We start from the raw sequence: 20,850 nt of genomic DNA on the forward strand, positions 1-20,850 counted from the left end.
TGGGATTGTTTACGAATTCAATATTTTTTCCTTAAGTTTGTTAAATTCTATTGGCTTTGTGATAAAACCATCAGCCCCATATCTTTTAGCAGTTAAATAATTCTGTTCATCCTCATAAGCAGTAATGACAAACACTTTTAAAGTAGGATAATTTTCTTTAATAATTTTGAGAAGAGTTAGCCCGTTCATACCAGGCATATTGATATCTGTCAGTATCAGAGATAAAGAATTACTTGGGTTACTTCGTAATTGTTCCAGTGCTTCCTCTGCTGACAAGGTAAAATATAAGGAGATTTGATTTTGTCTGAGTTCTCTTCTAAATCTTTGCTCAAACAAAAATTGAACGTCTTGTTCATCGTCTACAACCATTACTTCCATTTTTAAATTTCTTTTTTATAGGGAAAATTCTTGGGTAAAGTGATGATAAACAGTGTATAAGAGTTTACTTGGCTTTCTACTCTGATATTTCCTTGATGCTGCTGAACAATAATATCATGAGTAATAGAAAGACCCAAACCCGTTCCTTCGCCGGGTGGCTTGGTGGTAAAAAAAGGATTAAAAATCTGATCTCGCAATTTCTGCGGAATACCTTCGCCGTTATCTTGGATCTGTATTTCTATGTAGTTAGCTAAATCTTTTGTACTCAATATGAGTTTAGGTAAGAATTCTTCAGCGTTACCCTCGGCTTGAAAACGCATTTTCTTTGTATACGTAGCGTAGCAAGCATTATTAATAAGATTTATGAAAGCACGACTGATATTCTGCGGCACAACATTGATTAAATCAAGGTTGTCATCATAGTCAGTTTCTATAACGATGTTAAAGGCAGGATCCTTAGCACGCATCCCGTGATAAGTTAAACTAATAGCTTCTGCAAGCATTGCATTGATGTCAGTCTGTTGGCGATCGCCAGTTTGACCCCGAGAATGCATCAGCATTCCATGCACTATATTATCTGCTCGTTTGCCATGCTCATTAATTTTTTTAGCGTTTTGCTTAAGATCATTTAAAATCTCTTCAATGTATTCTCTCGATTCTGAGTCTAATCGGTCTTGTTGATTTTCAATTTCTTCGAGCAGTTCTTGGGTTAACTCTACAGAAAGTTCGGCAAAGTTGTTAACAAAGTTTAAGGGATTTTTGATTTCATGAGCAATACCCGCTGTTAAAGCGCCCAGAGAAGCCAATTTTTCTTGTGCGATAATCTGAGCTTGCGTGGCTTTGAGCTTTTGCAACAGACTTGCCAAATCCTGATTTTTTTCTTCTAATTCCTGGGTTCTCGTCTTCACTTTCTGTTCGAGAGTGCGGCTGTAATCCTCCAACTGTTCGTAGAGACGGGAATTTTCAATTGAGATGGCTGCTTGAGCAGAAAGGATTTTTAGGACTTCGACGCGATCGCTCGTAAATGCGCTTGTTGTGAGATTATTTTCTAAATATAAAATGCCGCTCAGTTTGCCTTTATAGAGTAGGGGAGTGCAGAGAATGGATTTTGGTTGAGTGGCGACAATGTAGCGATCGCGGGTAAATTGTCCTTCATGGACAGCATTATTTAAGACCACATTTTCCTGAGTACGAGCGACATAGTTGATGATGGCGGCACAGACGAGGGGAAGTGAACTGTCAGAATCTTCGCAGTCTAAGGGAAGGGATTGCAGTATGGTAACGTTATCAGAATCTACAGTTCCTTGAGCTTCAATAACCCAGTGACCTGAGCGCTGTAGAATCATAAAACCTTTTTGAGCACCTGCGTTCTCAATCACAAGTCGCATCAATTTTTGCAGTAACTTTTCCAGCACAATTTCGCTAGCTAGAGCTTGCGAAGCTTGCAGTACGCTGTTTAAATCTAAGACATCAGATGTCGTTTTACCCGTGTCGGTAGTTGAGAGATTTAAGCGAGTTGGAAAAGTATCTGTTGAGGTATTGGCTAAAAACTGTGGGTATCGTGCCTCCAAATCCTTGACTTTAGCCACAGCCCCCCAGCGTTGATAAGCATAGTGGGCATCTTGCAGGTAGTGGCGAGCAACATGGTTTTGGTTTCTGGCTAGGTAAAATCTACCTGCCAGCTCGTAGGCGAGGGCTTCTTCGTTGAGATATTCGTTTTCGTGGGCTAGGGTAATGGCGCGATCGTAATATTCCCTGGCATCCTTATCTCTGCCTAATACGCGAGCACGTTCGGCTTCTAGCAGATAAAATTTGTGCAGAAAATTCATGGGAGCTTGCTTTGCCCATAGTTCCATTTTTTCTTGTTTTGCAGCAACCTTTCTCAGGATTTGTTCTCTTTGGGCCTCTGAGACATTAGGATAAACTGCTAACCGAGCCAGTATGTCATAGAAGTAGGCAGTGGGAAGGATGAATGATGAGCCTGCATTAGCAGCATATTCTTCAAACTGGTCTGCATTTTCAACGGCTTGCTGAAATTCCTGGAAAAGATAACACAGAGGAAGTTTATGTGAATAAGCGTGCATCATTGCACTTCGATCTTTAGCTGCAAGATGAACTGGCATCATCTTCTGTTCGTCGTATATTTCACCAATCAAACGTAATGGATTGTCGGCTTGTCCCAGCAAGTTAAGGATAGCCTGCATATACATTTGGGTCCAATGAAGGTAAGCTTCCTGCTGAGTTTGACTAGTAGCTGTGATCGCTTTTGCCATCTCTTTCTTAGCATCCATTAGTTCTACTCCACTTAGGTATAAAGCATAGGCATATCCAGCTATCGCAGACGCAGCATATTCAAAATCTCCAGTTTCTATCCCACTTTGATAAGCTTCCAAGCAAAAAGATGATGTGTCCCGCAGAGGTTCATTCCAATGCTTGAGAAATAAGTTATACATTGCATAAGTTCTTGCTTTGAATGTTTTATCTTTGAATTGTTCTATTAACTTCAAAGCAAGTTGACCAAACTGATAGCCAGTATCAAGCTCTCCTGTTAAGCAGAGAATAAGCCCATAACCTACATACGGAAAAGCAGAATCAGCAGAATGCCCGTACTGAATTGATAACTTCACCTGACGGCACCAATTGACCAAGCTCAGTTGGTTCATTGCTATGAAAGCAGGACCAAACAAGTAGTTCATAACCCGCATAGCTGCTAGTTTATGTGGATCGGTCATTTGTGGTAAATCGATTAGCTCGTTGGCTTGTCTCCCCCCTAAAGCAAATTTTATCTGCTCTATTTCTCGCGTTAGATCTAATTGGCTTGGTCTTTCGGGTAATTCTACCCCAAGTAACTTGAGAACTTCTAGCCCTGTCTTGATTGCTTCTATAAATTTAATTTGGGCACAATAAGCTTGCATTTTGACTTCATAGACTTTAACTTTGTCTAGCAGCGTTTGAGCTTTTTGCAAAACTATTTTACTCAATCGCTCCATTTCGTCGTAGTTGGCAATTGTATAAGCCGCTTTTACTGCTTCAACATACAAATCTAAGGAGAGGTTATACTGCTGCGACCAACTCTTTTTTCCCAACAAACTTATGCCGATTTGGAGATAATTGAAAGCCTGTTGACGAGCTGCTGAGGATTTGGCTTTTTTCCCCATCCGTAGATTTAATTGAGCTAACTCATCTCGCTCTGTTTGTCCCTCAATGAGCTCCCGACCTTTGTTCAACTGATTAACAATCTCAAACAGCTTTTGTTCAGGTTCTTCAGATGATCTATTTTGCAGTAACAACTTTCCAATGCGTAGATGTACTGCCTGTGTCTTTGTCTTGGGAATGAGCGAGTAAACTGCTTGTTGGATGCGATCGTGGGCGAATTTGTATTCTGCAACTAACCGATTTGACAAACCTTCTACATCAAGTTCCACTAATTGGTAGACATAGCTAAGAGGTATGATTAAGCCCGAGCGGAGCGCTGACCGTAAATCTGCTGCAGTTTCCCGGATAGATTTTTCATATATGATCGCCAGTGTTTTCAAGTCAAACTGGTTACCTATGCAAGCTGCTAATTTTAATACTGCCTGAGTTTCTGTGGGTCTTTTTTTTACGTTTTTAGTCATCAAGTCCACAACATTATCTGTCAGTGGTTGCGCTTTGATTTGTTCTAAGTCCCACTGCCATCTTTGAGAACCATAGTTAAAATATAACCATCCTTCAGAATACAAAGATTTTAGAAACTCATTGATGAAAAACGGATTCCCACCAGTTTTTTCCTGTATCAATTGGGCAAGCGGTTTTGCAGTTGTTGATTCTACAAAAAACGTATCACTTATAAGTTGTGTAACATCGCTTAAGGCTAATGGTGGAAGTAATATTCTATTAATTATTACTCTTGCTTTTTCAATTTTTTCTAAAGTTTGAATCAGTGGATGCACCTCGTTTACTTCATTATCTCGATATGCCCCAATGAGAAAAAGATATTTATTTTCTCCTGCTTTCATTAGCAGTTGAATGAATTCCAGCGAAGCTGTATCTGCCCACTGTAAGTCGTCTAAGAAAATGACTAGCGGATGTTCGGGTTGAGTGAATATCTTAATAAACTTTTGAAAAACAAGATTAAAGCGATTCCGCAATTCTACCGGAGGAAGTTCTGGTATGGGTGGTTGTGAACCAATAATCAGTTTTACCTCAGGAATGACTTCAATGATAACCCGTCCATTTTCCCCTAATTCCACTTGCAACTTTTCTCGCCAATTGTTAATCTCCGCCTCACTTTCTGTAAGTAACTGTTGTACTAATGACCGAAATGCCTGAATTAAGGAGGCGTAGGGAATATCTCGTTGAAACTGGTCAAACTTACCAGAAATAAAATAGCCGCGTTGGCGCGTTAGTGGCTTATATACCTCTTGTATTAACACTGACTTTCCAATACCAGAATAGCCCGACACCAGCATCATTTCACTGGCTCCTTGGCTGACTTGATCGAAAGCAGCTAATAAGGTGGAAATTTCCTGTTCTCGTCCATACAGTTTTTGCGGGATTTGAAATTGGTCAGAAACATTGTGCTGATTAATTAGGAAAGGATCAATTCGCCCTTTGCTCTGCCACTGTCTGAGACATTCTTCTAAATCTGCCTTTATCCCATACGCTGATAGATAGCGCTCCTCAGCATTTTTCGCCATCAATCTCAATACGATCGCCGAAATAATTGGTGGAATTTCTGGCTTGAGTTCGTGCGGTGGTGTAGGTTGTTTGGCGATATGACAATGCACTAATTCCAAAACATCATCTGTAGGGAAAGGTAACTTTCCTGTCAGTAATTCATAAAAGGTCACCCCCAGCGAGTAAAAATCAGTGCGGTAATCGATTGCTCGATTCATTCGACCCGTTTGTTCTGGCGAGATATAAGCTAGCGTCCCTTCTAACACATTTGGGTTGCGAAAGGTTGCGTTTTCCCGGGACAGTGTTGTTGAAATCCCAAAATCAATGAGCTTAAGCTTACCTGTCTTCTGACTTAAAATGATATTTGATGGGTTAATATCTTTATGAATAATATGCTGCTGGTGAACCTGAGCGAGAATGTCAATAATCTCAATTGCCAGGTGGAGAAACTCAGCAATTGTGAATTGCTTCTTGGAGATTATTCTATTGAGGGATTCGCCGCTAAAATCTTCCAACACGATGACCCAGTTATTTTCTGGGTTTTCCAAACTGTAAACATCTATTACACCTGCTAGGTTAATGCTTCGGGTTATTTCATACTCTCGTTTGAACCAAGCAATTTTTTCAGGTGGAGGATAGGCTTGTTTGAGCATTTTAAGGATAACAGGTTGGTTATCTTCTAGCCGATATCCGCGATAGACTAGGGAGTTGCTGCTTTCATACAGTTTTTCAGTAACTTGGTAACCTGAAACTTTGTGCATCTTTACCTCCTTTCAAGGAGCTATTATTAGAAAAAAACCGCAACAACTGCGGTTTGAGTTTAATAAAATATTATTTTACTTTCTCAATCTTGGGGAGTCATGAGGGATTTCACTTTCATCTCACCTACTAAGCATATCTGACTTTTCACAGGAAGTTCTCAAACTATGAAACAGCGTGGCTTTTTCCACAGCATTATTTTCAATAATTTGAGATTCTTGAAAATGACAAACGGAAAAATCAGGCTTGGGGAAACCCTTAAAATGACATGAATCCACATACCGTTTCATCGAAAGACTGAAAAATTTGCCTTAGCGAAGCGGCTCCCTTTGGGAGCTTCCTCATTACAAGTTAACGGGTTCTAAGCCTCGTATTGACGGAAAAATCGCCCCGAAAGTACTGGTATACAAAAATGACAATCTTTCATCGGGCATCTTACGGAGGCTGGCAGATTTTTCTAGGTTTTTACCCAACCGTGAAAAGTCAGCTAAGCATATACGTCAGTCCGCCAAGTTCTTTACAAGCTACGTTGAACTGAATGCAGACTTCTCAAAACTCAGAAAATTGAGCTTACAGCTATTTTCAGGTAAATAGACCACATTTGCCGTAGGGGCACAGCATTGCTGTGCCCTTACAGTGTGGTTCAAATACGTGAAAACTGCTGTAATAGCACTCTCTACAAGCAAATCCCACTTAGGGTTCTTTTAGTGGATCAGAAGGAGAAGGGTCTGGATCTGGCAAAGGAAAGGGATCTGGATCTGGCAAGGGATCAGGTCCAGGATCGCTAGTAGTAACAGCGGGTTGAACTATTTCGTGTGCAAAAAACGCTGCAACTTTAGCATCTTCTTTGCTCATGATTGCAGTTTGCTCTGCTTGAGATAAACCCACTTCATCCATTAAGAATCTGGGGTTATTGATGAAGATACTTTGTTTTTTGGGGTCAAGTGCTAAATCTGTTAACAAATGAAACAGCTTACCCATACTATATCCTCCTGATACTTGATTTATTAGTCATTGATTCACTTAGGAAGCTGTAGATCAGGCTCCTCAGTACTAATCAGTTTGCTTGTCAAACTGCCCCCTCAACTGCTCTATGAGTTGATGCTTTTCTCCCAACTCGACTTAAAATTCCTTAGGAGTTCACACCGTCTATCATTCGGCAATGCTGGAGTTTGCAAAGTCCTTTCAAAATTGAAGTAACGATTGATTAAATTGGCAAGCCATCGATAATATTCTGAGTCCCCTAGCTTAGGAAGTTTTGTCAGGTAGCTTAAGTCAGCAAGTAGGAAAAGTACATGGCTACATGACTCCGTTAGTGCAAAGTTTTGCCATATCCACAGTTTTGCTTTTTCATCAGGATTTGACTGAAAGTCCTCACGTAAAGTAGGGTCTTGGAGCAAATCATTCAAAACAAGTTGTTTGATTGGGTGTTCCTCACTTATTTTGTCACTAAACTCTTTCAAACTCTCCTCATCATACAAACATTTCTCAAAACAAATCTGTCCAGCCTTAATTAAATAGTGTAATACCGTCTTACACTGTTCAGGAAATACTAACTTTAAGTCATTCAACAATCGAGATATTTCTTTGTCTAGTTCTTCTGGTGTAGTATCATTCAGATCTTTCTTTTGCTCAGCTTCTTCTTTCTCTAGCTTCACTTTAGCTACCAGAAGAATTAGCTTGGCAATAAGGTCACCTGGTTGAACGATCAAAGCTTTTTGGGCATAAGCAATTCCTCTCCTACAGTGTTTTATTCTCTCTTCTTTTTGTTTCTCCTTTACAACTCTCCCTTCTTGGTATCCTTCTTTTGTCAAATAAAGAGACAGTAATGCATGCTCGTGAAGATTTAACCTTTTACTTACCAATAAAGGAACCGGTGAACGAGAGGTTTGCAAGACTTCAATATCTGGAGCTATTACTGTCTCAACTTCCAGATCCCAGTATGAATCCTCATATTCTTGAGCTAATCTGTAAACTGATGCTCGCATACCCCAAGCCCAGGCATAGGTGGGGATAAGTTCAATTGCTCTGCTAAGGCACTTTAATGCATTTTCTTTGCTGTTTTGATCTATCTCTATTTTATCGTCATATATGTTGGGTTCACGAGTCATTTCCAGGCGGTAAGTTGCTCCTAAGTGAGCTAATGCCCATGCATAGTCACTATTTTCTAAATCAGAACCAATCGCTTTGAGGAAATGTTTTATGGCATTCTCAATCTCATCCTTGTTCCGCCTGTCCACGATCGCCAACATACGATAGGTTTCCCCTAATTGTGCGTGAGCCCAAAGATATCCATCATTTTGTGCAATGGCCTTTTCTAAATATTGTCTTGCCTTCTCATAATCCATTATCTGGTAATAAGTTACTCCTAGGTGGGCGTTAACCCAAGCATTCCAAGCACTGTTTCGGTTCTCCTTTTGGAGCTCTTCAAAAACTTTGATAGCTTCTTCATATGCCCCTGTTAAGCGAAGTGTTTCTGCCTTTTGGGCACGAGAGTGAATGTTCTGGCTCATCTGAATCAAATTCCTTCTTAACGCTTAGTGAACACTTAATTCCTTGAGGTTTGTCGCTTCAAAAGCTTGACTAGTCAGTAATGCCTGAGTTCTTGAGTCATGTCGCCCGTCCAACCAAGCTGGATCGCAATTGACTAACTCAATGGCTTCATCATTGAGCGGAATAGCCTCTTGGAGATACTGCCATGCTTGCTGAGTATTACCTTCTAATATGGCTAAGCCGCTAAGCCGATACAGGATATCTCCGTGATCTCCTGTCTCCCATTTAGAGAGTAACGCTGTTTGCGCGTTTGCAATTTCGCTTTTGGCTTTGTCCAATCCTTGCCAGCGAGCCTTAGCTACTGCAATACAATACAAAGCTGTAGTGTCATAAGGATCTTCGTGCAATCTCTGCTCGCAACAGGCGATCGCTTCAGAATATTGACCGTTGTAGCAAAGGATCAACCCTCTCTCAATTCGCCAATTTTTCCCAAATATGGTTTCGTCAAAGGCGATCGCTCGGTCGAAGTCAGTCAGGGCTTGCTCGTAGTACTTTATTAGTGCATAGACGCGGCAGCGATAGGCAATTGCCCAAAGGTAATCCGGCTTCAGCTCGATTGCTCGATTTAAGTCAGCCAGTGCCTTTGTATAATATGCTTCCCCCAGAAAGCGGTAGGTTACGCCCCGGTGAGCAATAGCCCAAGCATAGTCAGGTTCTAGCTCAATCGCTTGATTGAAATCAGCTAAAGCTTCAGAAAAGCGTTTCATGCGATGGTAAGTTTCACCCCGGTGAGCGATCGCCCAAACGTAATCGGGTTTCAGATGGATCACCTGGTTGAAATCTGTCAGGGCTTCAAAATAACGTTCCATCAGTCGGTAAATCTCCCCTCGATGGGCAAGAGCCTTTATGTCGTCAGGATTCTTATTTATCGACCGATTGAGGTTTGTTAAAGTCTCCTCGTAGTGTTCCATTACCTAGTTTCTTCCCTTATGTGTTCTATGGACACAGACATACCCAACCGCTCCAGCATTTCACGATCCACAGGTGCTGGGGCTTTAGGCGGAACATAAAGTGTCGAAACCTCCCTTACCTTAGTCTCTGGCAGCTTATCCAGTGGCACCCGTTGGATAACAGGCTTACAGACCGGATGATAAACGGCTGCTTCATAAACAATGACTTCGTGTTCAGAGCCATAATGTGTTTTTAAGACCTCTGTCAATACAGTTAAAGGACGAAACTGTTCTCCTGGTTTGTAAGACCCAAGATTGCCTACCATTGCAATCTGCCACAAAATCAAAGCACTCGTGGGATCAAATCTGCGCTGCCGAATCAGAAAATCCGTTGCTTCAAAGCTTTGACAACCATTGCGCCCCGGATCAAGACCAAGGTCAGCAAATAAGCAATCTTCTGCAGAAATTCCTGGTAACATCTGCGCTTGGAAGCCTTCCCGTCGCGCCTGTTGAATGGCTGCGTGCGCTGGATCAGCAAATACACCCGGATGTCCATAAAAAACAGCACAGACATTCAACCCCTGACGAACCTGGGACAGAATCACATCGACCATCTCACGATAGGTCTGTTTGCGCCGCTGATTGTCGGTATTATAAGGCAGGGCTTCTGCCGTTGCATTGAGCGAGCGTAACCATTTTGCTGTGACTGGATCTGCGACAGCGAACAAAACCTTGTCAGCTTGCTCAATCCAAGCTTTTGCCGCTAAGGTGAGATGACCAACCAATTGAATACCTGTGCCAACAACAGTTAACAAACCAGCTTTCAAATTCGACCTCCTTCTCATCTTAGGAACATAAGCTTGTTTGCTTTCCTCACATATTCTTGATAAGTGTAAGCAAAATCAACTTATGCACTTTTGGGATGACAATAGCAAGAACACCACCATACTTACCTACTTGCTGTGAGCGTTGGGGTCATACAAATAGTGCAGTGAAAGCGCCGCTTGCCGATGTAAATAGGATCTGTCCAGACAATCACTGCTTTCGTCACTGCTGAGTGCCGTGTTGTTGGTGCACATAACTGTTGTTTCGCTCACAGGGCCATTAAGGTAAAGCTCACTGTGCTACGCTACGAGTACGATGGCACAGAGTGCCCGCCTTCGCAGCGATTGCAAAGGTGCCAGAAGGGAGGCGATCGCCCTCCACAATCATCCCCTTAAATCAGCACAAAATTCAAGGTTTGAAATAGTTCAAACTACAGGTGAATTGCCCTCAAAATACGGGTAAACTTCCGTTTCAAACAAATCTTGAATATCTTGAGAATTTTTCTCCACTTGGTCTTGATAATCTTCGCGCACGGGACAGTTATAACCAGCTGTACGAGGCGCGATTTTAGGTAACCAAGCTGTGTGTATTGTATAACTAAAATTTAGTGAGGGATGACCGAGCTTGCAAAGGGGTCCTTGAGCCAGATCCTTGGCATCAAAGATCCAAATTTGATCCCCGTCTTTTGAGACAACGGTACAAACGATGTAACCATCAGTTGAACTACCATCACCATCAGCGCGGGGTACAAACTGTGGAGACAAGACCATGTGACTGTCCCAGTGTTTGTCGTCTTCAGAAATCACAGGAAATTCATAAGCGTCAGCAATCACCATGTGTTTTGTATCTAGACGGAATAAACAAGACGGTCTGCTTCGTCCACTGTCTGCGTGAAGTAGTTCCTCCGGTGACACGACCCGGTATTTGTCATCTTTGTACAGGTCGAAGATAAATTTTGTACATAGCTCTTGCCAGAATCCCGAAGACTGCCAGTAAATATTTTCTACCTGTGCTGAAGGTAGACCTGTTGATAACCTATCACAGTAAGTATAAAGCCCTACCCCCCAAGTTTGTCTGGAATCACTTAACTTCTTTGAATCAAGAATCTCTCCGCTTTCACCATCTATGACGTAACGACCTAGACGGCTAATGTCCGTCACACTAGTCAGCATACCTACTAGGTTCGGCGGTACGAGAGTTTTGGGGCTAGAGGCTAAATTGTCATTCTGGCGCACCCACTCAGCAACATCTGCACTGTTATGGGTTACGTAGAGCGTAACTTGGTTGTCAGGATTGTCGTAATTTGATACAAAATGGATTGCAGCCTGTGGGATGACTATCTTCCGCGCTACAACTTCAACTTCCTTGTGACTCACTTCTGGGCGTTGTCCGGCTTTCAAGTCTGCACGACGGACAATATAAAGTGTAGTATCCGGTAACACTGGCAGTGTCAGTAACTTTCTTATGAGTTCTTCTACTTTCTTATGACTCGGAAAAAGATTGTTGAATGCCTGAGTGATTCCAACTTTGAAATCTGTGTCCATCAGGACTACGTAGTCTCTGGTTATTCCAATCTGATGTAGAGATTGCTTAATCTGAACACGAGTTCCATCTGGAAGCACTAACTTCCATCGCTCCAAGTGACCAACACCATCCCAACGGATGAGATAAACAAAATCCTGAGGTACTGGACTAATGTCTGGTGAAACAAACTTGTTATAGATTTGAAGAAGTTTATCGGACACTTGGGAAAAGGTCTTGAAAACATCTTTTGCCAGAAATTCATCAACTTCATCAAGAAATTTATCCAGCTTGTGAATCGAAGGTATAGTTTCGAGGAAATTAAACAATGACCGACCATAATTGACGGTGAATACCTCACGAGTGCGAGCATCAAAGGCGGGATGGGCTGTAGTTAGGACAGGTGGAAACGGAAAATTCAGCTTAATCTCTGGACGCCACTCTTTGTTTGAGCCAACAGGCGTCACAACTTTAAGGGTTTCTGTATCAATCTCATAGGGACGACCAGCATCACAAGTGACTAGCAAGCGATCTGGTTCTTCTTGACTGTAAATGGGCACAAAAGCAGTATTTAACTGGTTGCGAGAGCCTAAGTCAGGGGAGAATCGTGAAATGCCGAAATTGCGGAATCGATACTTGGCATATTTAGTTTTTAGTTGAGTTGCTATGTCGGCGTAGTAACATGGCGGTTTGACAATTCGTGTCTTCAAACCGACTTCTCCGTTGCGATTAAAGTCGAGTCGGTAAATCATGCCATCACTGTTGAAGATTGGATCCCCATTGGGGTGAGGAAGACCACCAGAATCAACAGAACCGACCGGACCCATAATGAAGACGTGACCGTGCAGTCCATCTGGAAGTTTTTTAGCTGGCAATTTTGACTCAAGAATATTCAGCTTGATGCCAGAGAGTTCACACCGACTCGCTGTTGTGATGGAATCGGGGACAGACGGCCAAGCTGTTAAAGGAAATTTGGGGTATACTGCCTCTTCAAACAGTTTCTGGATTTCAGCACGCTGTTGGTTGACTAAATTTTCAAAATCCTTACGTACAGGAATGTAGTAGTTAGCTGTGCGGGGTGCAATTTTGGGTAACCAAGTCGTGTGGGTGGTAAATCCAAACTTGAGTTGAGGATGACTTAGCTTGCAAAGGGGACCTTGAGCTAGATCTTTGGCGTCGAAAATCCAGATTTCGCTCTTGTGTGAGACAACTGTACACGCGATATAACCATCAGTTGAGCTACCGTCACTGTGAGTTCGTGGCAGGAACTGGACGGAGTTGCCAAAGTAACCTGGCGGGAACTTATACCTGTCGGCGATCGCCATTGATTCTTTAGAGTCCGCAACCAGCCGACATATATTAGCAGGTACGCCCTGTTTTGTGATTTCCCGAACTTCCTTGAGCGATAACTTCCGTTGAGGATAATTCTCATACAGCTTGACAACAAATTCGGATAACAGATCTTCCCAGCATCCCCAAGAGTTCCAGTAGATATTGTCGAATTTTTTCGAGGCGGCGCGCTCGTTGTAGGTGTATATGGCGACAGCCCAAGTCAAGTCGCGATCGCTAATCACCTTCGACTGTGACGGGTCCAGTTTTCCTTTTTCTCCATCAATCACATATCGTCCGAGCGAGTGAATGTCTACTGGACCCGAAACCATTCCCTGCAGACGGTGTGAATTATTCAGCTTAGAGGTTGTGTTATTGTCCCGCAGCCATTCAGCCACATCCCAAGCACAACTATGAGCAACATGAAGTGTAATTTGGTTGTGAGGATTTTCATAGTCTACGACAAAGTGAATAACCCCTTCAGGTATCACCACCTGCTGTGCTACAACCTCAACTTCCTTCTGACTAGATGCTGGGCGTTGTCCGGCTTTCAAATCAGCACGGCGCACAATATATAAATATGTTTCGTCGGATGATTCTGGAGAGTCTAGTAACTCTCTGTTTCGGTTTTCTAGCTTCTTATTCTGAATAATTGGTTCGGTAACAAGCTGCTCCAGCCCTACTTTGAAACCCGTGTCCATCAGCACCACATAATCCTGAGTCACCCCAATTTGATGCATGGTATGCTTAATCTTGACTGCTGAGCCATCAGGAAGCTTTATCCGCCATCGCTCAATGTCACTTTTACCGTCCCAGCGAATGAGATAGACAAAATCGTCAATTTTATCCAATCCTTCCAACATTTGCTTGACGATTTCCACCAGTTGTTTGACTTCATCGATTCGTTTTAGGGCAGTTCCTTCTATCACTTCTTTGAGCAGTTGTTGGAGCAGTTGTCGCAATCCTTGCCATAAGCTCTTAAGAAATCCCGGAATTTGATTAATTTCTTTGTTTAAAATCTTTAAAATATCATAAATACCTTTTGCTATTTCTAACGTTTTGATATCCTGCGGAGCTTCTAAGAATTTCGCGAACTTTCCTAGGATTTCTTTGATGACTTGTGGCAGTTTTGCCACATCAGGTTTAACGATGGATGATAAAAGAGTGGGTAATGACTTACCGTAATTAACCGTGAACATTTCACTGGTATGGGCATCGAAGTAAGGATGCGCCGTATTCATTACCATTTCAAAAGGAATATTGAGTGGCAACTGTTGTCTCCACTCTTGGTTCCATCCTATAGGTGTTACAATCTCAAGGGAATGTGTATCGATTTCGTATGGACGACCCACGTCACACGTAACTAGCAAACGTTCATTATCGTCTCCAAATTTCATAGGTAGCAGTGCCGTATTGACCACGTTGCGAACGCCCAACCAAGGTGACAGACGTGCCAAGCCAAAATTGCGGAATCCATACTCTTGATATTTGGTTCCAGATTGTGTTGCTTCATCGGCATAGTAGCACGGCGTTTTAGCAATCTTGGACTTTAACCCCACTTGTCGGGCCTTGTCAAAGTCAAGCCGATAGATCATTCCATTGCCATTAAAAAGTGGAGTACCGTCCTTGGATGGATGGACAATAGAAGTATCTGGGATGCGCTCAGAGTCCACATGTCCTACTGGAGCCATGATAAATACGTGACCAGATAAGTCATCCGGTAGTACCCCATCAACAATCATTTGAGTTTTTGATAGCTCTTGCTGGCTAACAGTCAGGATAGACTCTGGAAAGCGCGATGATGAAGGCTGCTGAGTGTTTGACTGGAGCTTGATGTCTAGCAAATTTGGAATTGCGTTGCTCATATCAGCTTACCGTTGGCTTATTTGACGTGATGTACAACATTTATTGCGACTGACACCAAGTTGCATTTGCCAAAAGTAATTTACGAGCGCTGTTAACGGTTAACAGTTGACAATCAACTAACAATTAACAACCCCACGAGTAAATTACATTTTTGAACGCAACTGCATATCTAACTTTTCACGAGATATGGAAAAAGAAGATTGGTTCGCGCTTATCATCCGCAAACCCAACCTAGTTCTTCTTGTATTTAGAAGTTTCTTCAACTAAATCTTTCAAACCTTGTTTAAGAATCTCGAAAGCCCGTTCTTGCAATGCTTAGTTATGGCAACTAATTGATTTGAAAACTGATGTTAGCCACGTCTAATACATTACTGTCTAACTGCTCCAAGTTCTGCATCGGTTAGTTCTTCAAACAAATTTGTTTTTAGTTCAGTATTTTTTCTTACAGTTTTTGTACAGTGTTTTGGTTAGCCATGATACCCTGTATAAACCCTCGTAATCTGTGTATAAGTAAGCCTATTTACACGGAAATTGTTTTTTGTCATTTACCTGCAGCGTAATTAAACTATCAGTCTTTAGTATGAGAAAGCAATAAACTTAAAAACACTTTATATTTATATTCAAATTTTTATTTATTGTGGTAGATGATAATCTAAAAAACCTATTTTTACGTTTTTTCAATAAGGGCATTTAAATGACAAAGTTGGGGCAGTATTTTTGTCTCCTCGTAGTAACAAAAGAGGGATTAGTATTGGGGCTTTGAAACTTTTTAAGCCTAAATAAAGCCGGACTTGGCTTTGTGAGCGGCAAATACGTCGATATGGGTATTTAACCAGCGTACAAAACTCGCGAACCAATCTGTCTTTTCCACATCCCGTGAAAAGTCAGAACTGCATCTGAAGTGACTTTGGCTTTTCCTGCGATCTTTTTTAGACAGCTACAATTAGCCTAAGAGGTCATTTATAAAGTAAATATTAAGTAGGATGTGTTACGGCTATGTAAGGATTTGAAAGTTTGAGAGAGTGAGAACTTGCCGGAACGCATCGCATTTGTTGGTGCGTTGTGCGTTGCTTTAACGCACCCTACAATTAAGGTTTACTTTATAAATCAGTTCTAACATCACCACTTAACCAGTAATAGAAGTGAGTTAATCTAACTTATGCAGTCTGACCTTTCTCTTGTGGTTTGATATCATCTCCGGTTGAATACCCATAATTAGGACTGGCGCGGTGATACACCGGATGCAGAGAGGTTTTTCTTATGGGCAATGAGACGGATTTGATATGATTTTCTTATGACTTAAGTCTCGATGGATTCTAATGGCAGAGGTTCAGTGGCATTGATAGCTGAATGAATGGCGATCCCCCTTTGGCGCTGGACAACGGGTGATGCCCCTTCGAGGCTGGGCTAAAGCCCAATCGCTGTCCGCAATCAACCTTAAATACACTGCAAAAGCAAAAGTTGAAAAATATTATAAATAACTCGTATCCAAGGTTTTAGGTAATACTTAGCTTGCCGCAGTCAGGAACATCGGTTGAAAATACTGCCGATACAGCTGACAACTCGGTAAAGACTTATTGTTATCTAACTTAATCAACCCCATACTGCTTAATTTGTAAGCAACGATGGGTTCTAATTGTACGGGTTGAGACGCACTCATCACCGTATAAAGAGCAGATGCTAATTCTGGCTGTGCCTGCAAAGTTGCCCAGTGACGCTGCATATGATGGTAATAAATACCCGTGGGTGTGGAAGCACTTTGCAGCAGTTGCGCTAGAGTGACTTCTGTACGGGTGAGGTGATAGAGTGCTAGGTGTACTAATGCAGGATGTCCTCCAACGACGTCCATCAATAATCTTGCTTCCTCATCGTCTGTCCAATTGAGTCCAAAGCGCTGGGCTAACTGCTGCACCTGCTCTAAACTAAAACAGGTTAAGTGAATCGGTAGTCCGACATTGAACGGGGACTGATGAAGCTGGAGGGGAACATAAACTTCAGTTGAGTGAACCACAATCAGGCGCAGCTTTTGCCAGATGGGTTGTCTTTTGGCGTCTTCATACCAAGAACGCAACAATGGTAAAAATTCTTTCGCCACTTGCGGATGCTCAAAAATCTGGTTCACTTCGTCTAAAGCCAAAACCAGAGGAGAGTCAATTTGCTCTAGCACATAATTTCGTAAGTAGAGGGAGCAGCTCACTTTGCTGCCAATATCATCATCCCAATACTCGTCTAATTGTGGCTCAAGCTCAAGCTGACGTGAGACGTTGGCACACAACCAGCGCAAAAAACGATTTAAATCGCTCACAATGCTTTGGTCAACTTGCTCCTGCAGGTTCAGGCTCACTGTCTGGTAGCCCACATGGTTTGCATATTCCAAAATTCTTAATAGCAGCGAGGTTTTACCCATTTCCTGAGGAGCTTTAATGCGAATCAAAGCTCCTGGGTTCATGATTTCTTCATAAACCTGTGCTTCAAGCGAAGAGTGTTCAATGTAATAAGGAGAGTTAAGCGGAACTAAACCACTGGGGAACCGAGGTGACATTTCCTGCTTAATATTGGGGAAAAAGTCGGTAGGAGGATTTTGTCCTGGTGGTGTTGGTTTTGAAAAAGTTTGTTCAGTGACATACGACTCGAGCAACACTCGACAGTTCTTTTTAGTCACACGCTTGCCGATCAGATAAGACAATTTTTGGCGTAACTCTGGGGCGACTACGTTAGTAAAGTAGCTAGCACTGTAGCCCCCCTGCTGAGCAATTTGGTTGTAAGTTTGACTTTGCCAAATGCCCTGTAAAACCAAAATTTCTGTGTGATTGAGGGGACGATTCTGGAATTCTAGGAGCTTGCCATTTAGTGTCTCTATGAGTGAATCGAGTGTCGTTGTTTTAGAGAGAATCGGAGTTGCTAGTGGGAATCTGATGTTTGTTTTCACCCCTGTAGCATTCATCATCGAAGCCAACATTGAGGAATCAGTTTTCTGTTTCCATTTATTCCGTGCATTGTGTGACCAAATCATAGGGGGTTCAGCAGGATTCTGGAAAATGACTGGTAGCCACGTGGCACAGGGATATTCCCCCTCTAATCCTTGCAGTCTTTCGCGTGCAGAACGCACCGCAGCGTATAAAGACTTTCCAGACGAAAATTCAGCCAAAAAATACTTTAAAAATTCTTGAGCGACCACATCCGGTACAGGCTCACGCATGACAATGACTTGTGGAATGTGTAAATCCTGGAGTTGTTGCGCCAAACCTAAACCATCACAAGAGTTGAAAATTGCTAGTTTCAAACCACGACTAATAGCTTGCTTGAGAGCATATTTTAATTGCTCCAAAGTTATCGTGTCTGTTTGATTGATTTGCAACAAACCTTTTTCTTTACTGCAACTATGACCGGCAAAAAAGAGAATATCCCAACCTTGTTGCCAAAGCTGCTCGTTTAAATAACTCAGATTTGGCTCTACTAAAAATTGAATTTCTGCTCGAGTTGATAATTTTTCTAAAAAAGTTCTATCCTGACTGATATCAATTCCTTGACTATTGCCAAAAATTGCTAAAATTCTAACTTTATCTTTGCGATTATTAACAAGCAATTTATTTGGGTTTTTATACTCTGCTGCACTCAAGGCAACTTCTGCATATGGATAATCCTCAAAAAACTTCCACAGATGCCAGGGAAGTCGTCGCAGCAAAGTGTCGTTGGTTTCAATAATAAAGCGAATTTCTTCAGATGGTTTTAACTGTGTACGTAATTGTTGGTCAATTTTACGAAATTTTGTTGAGTTAAGCCATGCATTCATTCTTTTTGACAACATCTGACATAAGTCATTAATGTCAGATTCTGAAATATTAGTTACATAACCTTCTTCAATTTCAAAATTATCGTCTATTTCGATATCAAGACGCCAACTCAAACGTTGATAGAAAGCATAGTAAACTGACTGCCAATTTTGGTAGAGTTCAGGAATTTTTGGTGCAGGTGGCAAACTGGCAGTAAATTTGGTCAGGTAAGAGTTGTCTGCTTCTCCAAGCTGTGCCGTAACACTGGCAAAGCCATCGTGTAGGTTTCCCTGACCTAAGTTTAAAACAACTAACCTACTCATAGCAGTTTATAAAATATAAAGTTAACTGTAAACGCGACAGATACTTCGCAAGGATGAGGTAATCTCAGTATACAAGTGTATTACCGTAAGGGCAGTTTCTCCTAGCACAGAATGGAGTAGAAAATATTAAGTAAATATTATTTTTTCATTTTATCTTGACTATTTTTCATTATTTTGTCATAATTATATTTTTATTTCTATGTTTTTTATTGACTAGTTAAGTGTATTGGTTTTTATGACAAAAATATAACATTGTTTTTAAATCTTGTTTTGACAATCCCTAATTTCCTAATTCTTCTGGGGAATTTTAGTGTTCAAGCAGTTGAAAATGTTTTTCTCCTATATTACAATAAGTGGTTTTTTAAAAAAATTAAATTGGTAGAAAACTCTATACTTAAAGTAAAATTTAGTGCTTGAGACTGATATCAAATCGGGTTAACTACTGTTTGAAATTGTTAAATACCTAGATGTAGCAGTAGTTAACATAAATCTACTGAATCTAGGTAAAGTTTAGTATTTAACTAACTGTCATCACTGCTTGAGTTGGAAATCTTCATCAAAGTCTGCAAGCGATGGATAGACAATAGGAGACGTTGCATTCACCATTAACAACCGCTGCTTGTACTCCTCCAAATAGGCTTGGCGACGTTCATCCCCGATACGGCTTGCATTCCAAACGATGAAAGGTGGCAAAACATCGAAACCCACAAAGCGAAAAATTCCGTGATTAATCGGATAAAGGATAGTATGAATATCACCGTTGATACCTATTTCGGTATACATAGTTAATGGACCACCTGTGGTGAGAGACAGCATGGCTTTTTTGCCTTGGAATACTCCATTGTCATAAAATCTACCGCCGCCATAAATTCGCCCCATTGCAAAGACTCGGTCAACCCAACCCTTGAGGATACCAGGAAGTCCAAACCACCAAAGAGGAAACTGAAAAATCAGCACATCGCACCAGTCGAGTTTTTCCATCTCGGCTTTGATATCGGGAGCAAAGCCATTAACTTCGGTGGCATACATTTCTTCAGCTTGTTGTCTAAAGTAGTTTGGGTCTTTTTGAGAAGTGAAGTTGCGCTGATCAGAAACTGGGTTGAACTGCATGGCATAAAGGTCGGAAATGATGACTTCATGTCCTGTAGCTTTCAGAACTTCCTTGGCATAGCGAGTCAACGTACCATTGAAACTGTTGGGTTCTGGATGCGCGTGAACAATAAAGAATTTCATAAATTCAACATCCGTCAAATTAATAAAATTAAGTTGTCATGAGACAGGCAAATGAGAGTGACATAGCTTCGCTAGGAAGTTAAGCATGAGTTGAGCCACAGCATCTGGCGACTCAATCAAGAAACCATGACCACCACGCTTAAGCACAACTAGTTCGGCGTGAGGAATTCCTTGGGCAAGTTGCTCATTAAACTTCACCGGGGTTAAAATTTCCTGCTTACCAAGTAGAACCAACGTGGGGCAATGAATGTTTTTCATTCATGTTTGGTGTGTCGCTCTTCAGGATAGCCCGGCTCTGATGATACAATCCATGAGTCGTGGGCGGGAAGGGGTAATCACTCATTTTTCCCGCTTCGGTTTTATCCCAATCTAATACGCTGCTTTTGATATACGTACCAGATAGAAAGGAGGGCGATCGCAACACCAGCCACAACAAAACACGGAACGTAGCCCAAACTATCCACAACCCTACCGAAAGCTGCTGCGCCAATTCCCTGTCCGATAAACAGGTTGAACGCGAATAACGAAACCGCAGTCCCTCGTGCTTGGGGTGCTAATTCAGTCGCTTGTGTCTGGAAAGTGCTGTGCATCATATAGAAGCCCAATCCCATTAGAATGCTCAAGGGGATAAACAGTATCGAGTTTTGGAACACGGCGATTGACAAATAGCAAGCGCACATCAACCAGATTAAACTCAACGAATTTGTCACCAAATCCGTTGGTCTTCAGAACCGTGCATGA

At 41.8% G+C, this 20,850-nt stretch carries 12 protein-coding genes and 1 pseudogene; all 13 read right to left on the reverse strand.

Annotation, left to right across the window (positions count from 1 at the left end):
• Positions 1-9: 9 nt before the first annotated feature.
• On the reverse strand, positions 10-378 hold the full coding sequence (locus ACM0OZ_RS33580; protein WP_414587168.1) for a response regulator: 369 nt from the start codon (positions 376-378) through the stop codon (positions 10-12).
• A gap of 2 nt (positions 379-380) precedes the next feature.
• Positions 381-5,798: an AAA family ATPase gene (locus ACM0OZ_RS33585; protein ID WP_414587169.1), complete on the reverse strand. Its 5,418-nt coding sequence runs from the start codon at positions 5,796-5,798 to the stop codon at positions 381-383.
• 691 nt (positions 5,799-6,489) lie between these two features.
• A complete protein-coding gene (locus ACM0OZ_RS33590) occupies positions 6,490-6,777 on the reverse strand; it encodes a hypothetical protein (protein WP_414587170.1) in 288 nt (95 codons plus the stop codon).
• A 110-nt stretch (positions 6,778-6,887) separates the two neighbouring features.
• Complete coding sequence (locus ACM0OZ_RS33595; protein WP_414587171.1) at positions 6,888-8,309, reverse strand: tetratricopeptide repeat protein; 1,422 nt, start codon at positions 8,307-8,309, stop codon at positions 6,888-6,890.
• Between the two features lie 24 nt (positions 8,310-8,333).
• Positions 8,334-9,260, reverse strand: a complete 927-nt coding sequence (locus ACM0OZ_RS33600; protein WP_414587172.1) for a tetratricopeptide repeat protein — start codon at positions 9,258-9,260, stop codon at positions 8,334-8,336.
• Complete coding sequence (locus tag ACM0OZ_RS33605) at positions 9,260-10,066, reverse strand: SAM-dependent methyltransferase (RefSeq protein WP_414587173.1); 807 nt, start codon at positions 10,064-10,066, stop codon at positions 9,260-9,262. The genes ACM0OZ_RS33600 and ACM0OZ_RS33605 overlap by 1 nt, the downstream gene beginning before the upstream one ends.
• Before the next feature lie 126 nt (positions 10,067-10,192).
• Positions 10,193-10,318, reverse strand: a complete 126-nt coding sequence (locus tag ACM0OZ_RS33610; RefSeq protein WP_414587174.1) for a hypothetical protein — start codon at positions 10,316-10,318, stop codon at positions 10,193-10,195.
• A gap of 171 nt (positions 10,319-10,489) precedes the next feature.
• The gene (locus tag ACM0OZ_RS33615) at positions 10,490-14,779 is read right to left on the reverse strand and encodes a carotenoid oxygenase family protein (protein WP_414587175.1); all 4,290 of its coding nucleotides are present in this window, start codon (positions 14,777-14,779) and stop codon (positions 10,490-10,492) included.
• Positions 14,780-16,287: 1,508 nt separating this feature from the next.
• Positions 16,288-18,876, reverse strand: coding sequence for an AAA-like domain-containing protein (locus ACM0OZ_RS33620; protein WP_414587176.1), 2,589 nt, complete (start codon positions 18,874-18,876; stop codon positions 16,288-16,290).
• Between the two features lie 531 nt (positions 18,877-19,407).
• The gene (locus tag ACM0OZ_RS33625) at positions 19,408-20,109 is read right to left on the reverse strand and encodes an NAD(P)H-dependent oxidoreductase (protein ID WP_414587177.1); all 702 of its coding nucleotides are present in this window, start codon (positions 20,107-20,109) and stop codon (positions 19,408-19,410) included.
• Positions 20,110-20,145: 36 nt separating this feature from the next.
• A pseudogene (locus ACM0OZ_RS33630) lies at positions 20,146-20,446 on the reverse strand (alpha/beta fold hydrolase); the annotation flags it as partial.
• A gap of 22 nt (positions 20,447-20,468) precedes the next feature.
• Positions 20,469-20,747, reverse strand: coding sequence for a hypothetical protein (locus ACM0OZ_RS33635; protein ID WP_414587181.1), 279 nt, complete (start codon positions 20,745-20,747; stop codon positions 20,469-20,471).
• The coding region (locus tag ACM0OZ_RS33640) for a hypothetical protein (protein ID WP_414587182.1) at positions 20,668-20,850 on the reverse strand (183 nt) is incomplete at its 5' end. The genes ACM0OZ_RS33640 and ACM0OZ_RS33635, both read right to left, overlap by 80 nt.

The organism is Scytonema sp. PCC 10023, assembly GCF_963920835.1.
In the GTDB taxonomy this organism is placed as follows: Bacteria; Cyanobacteriota; Cyanobacteriia; order Cyanobacteriales; family Nostocaceae; genus Kalymmatonema.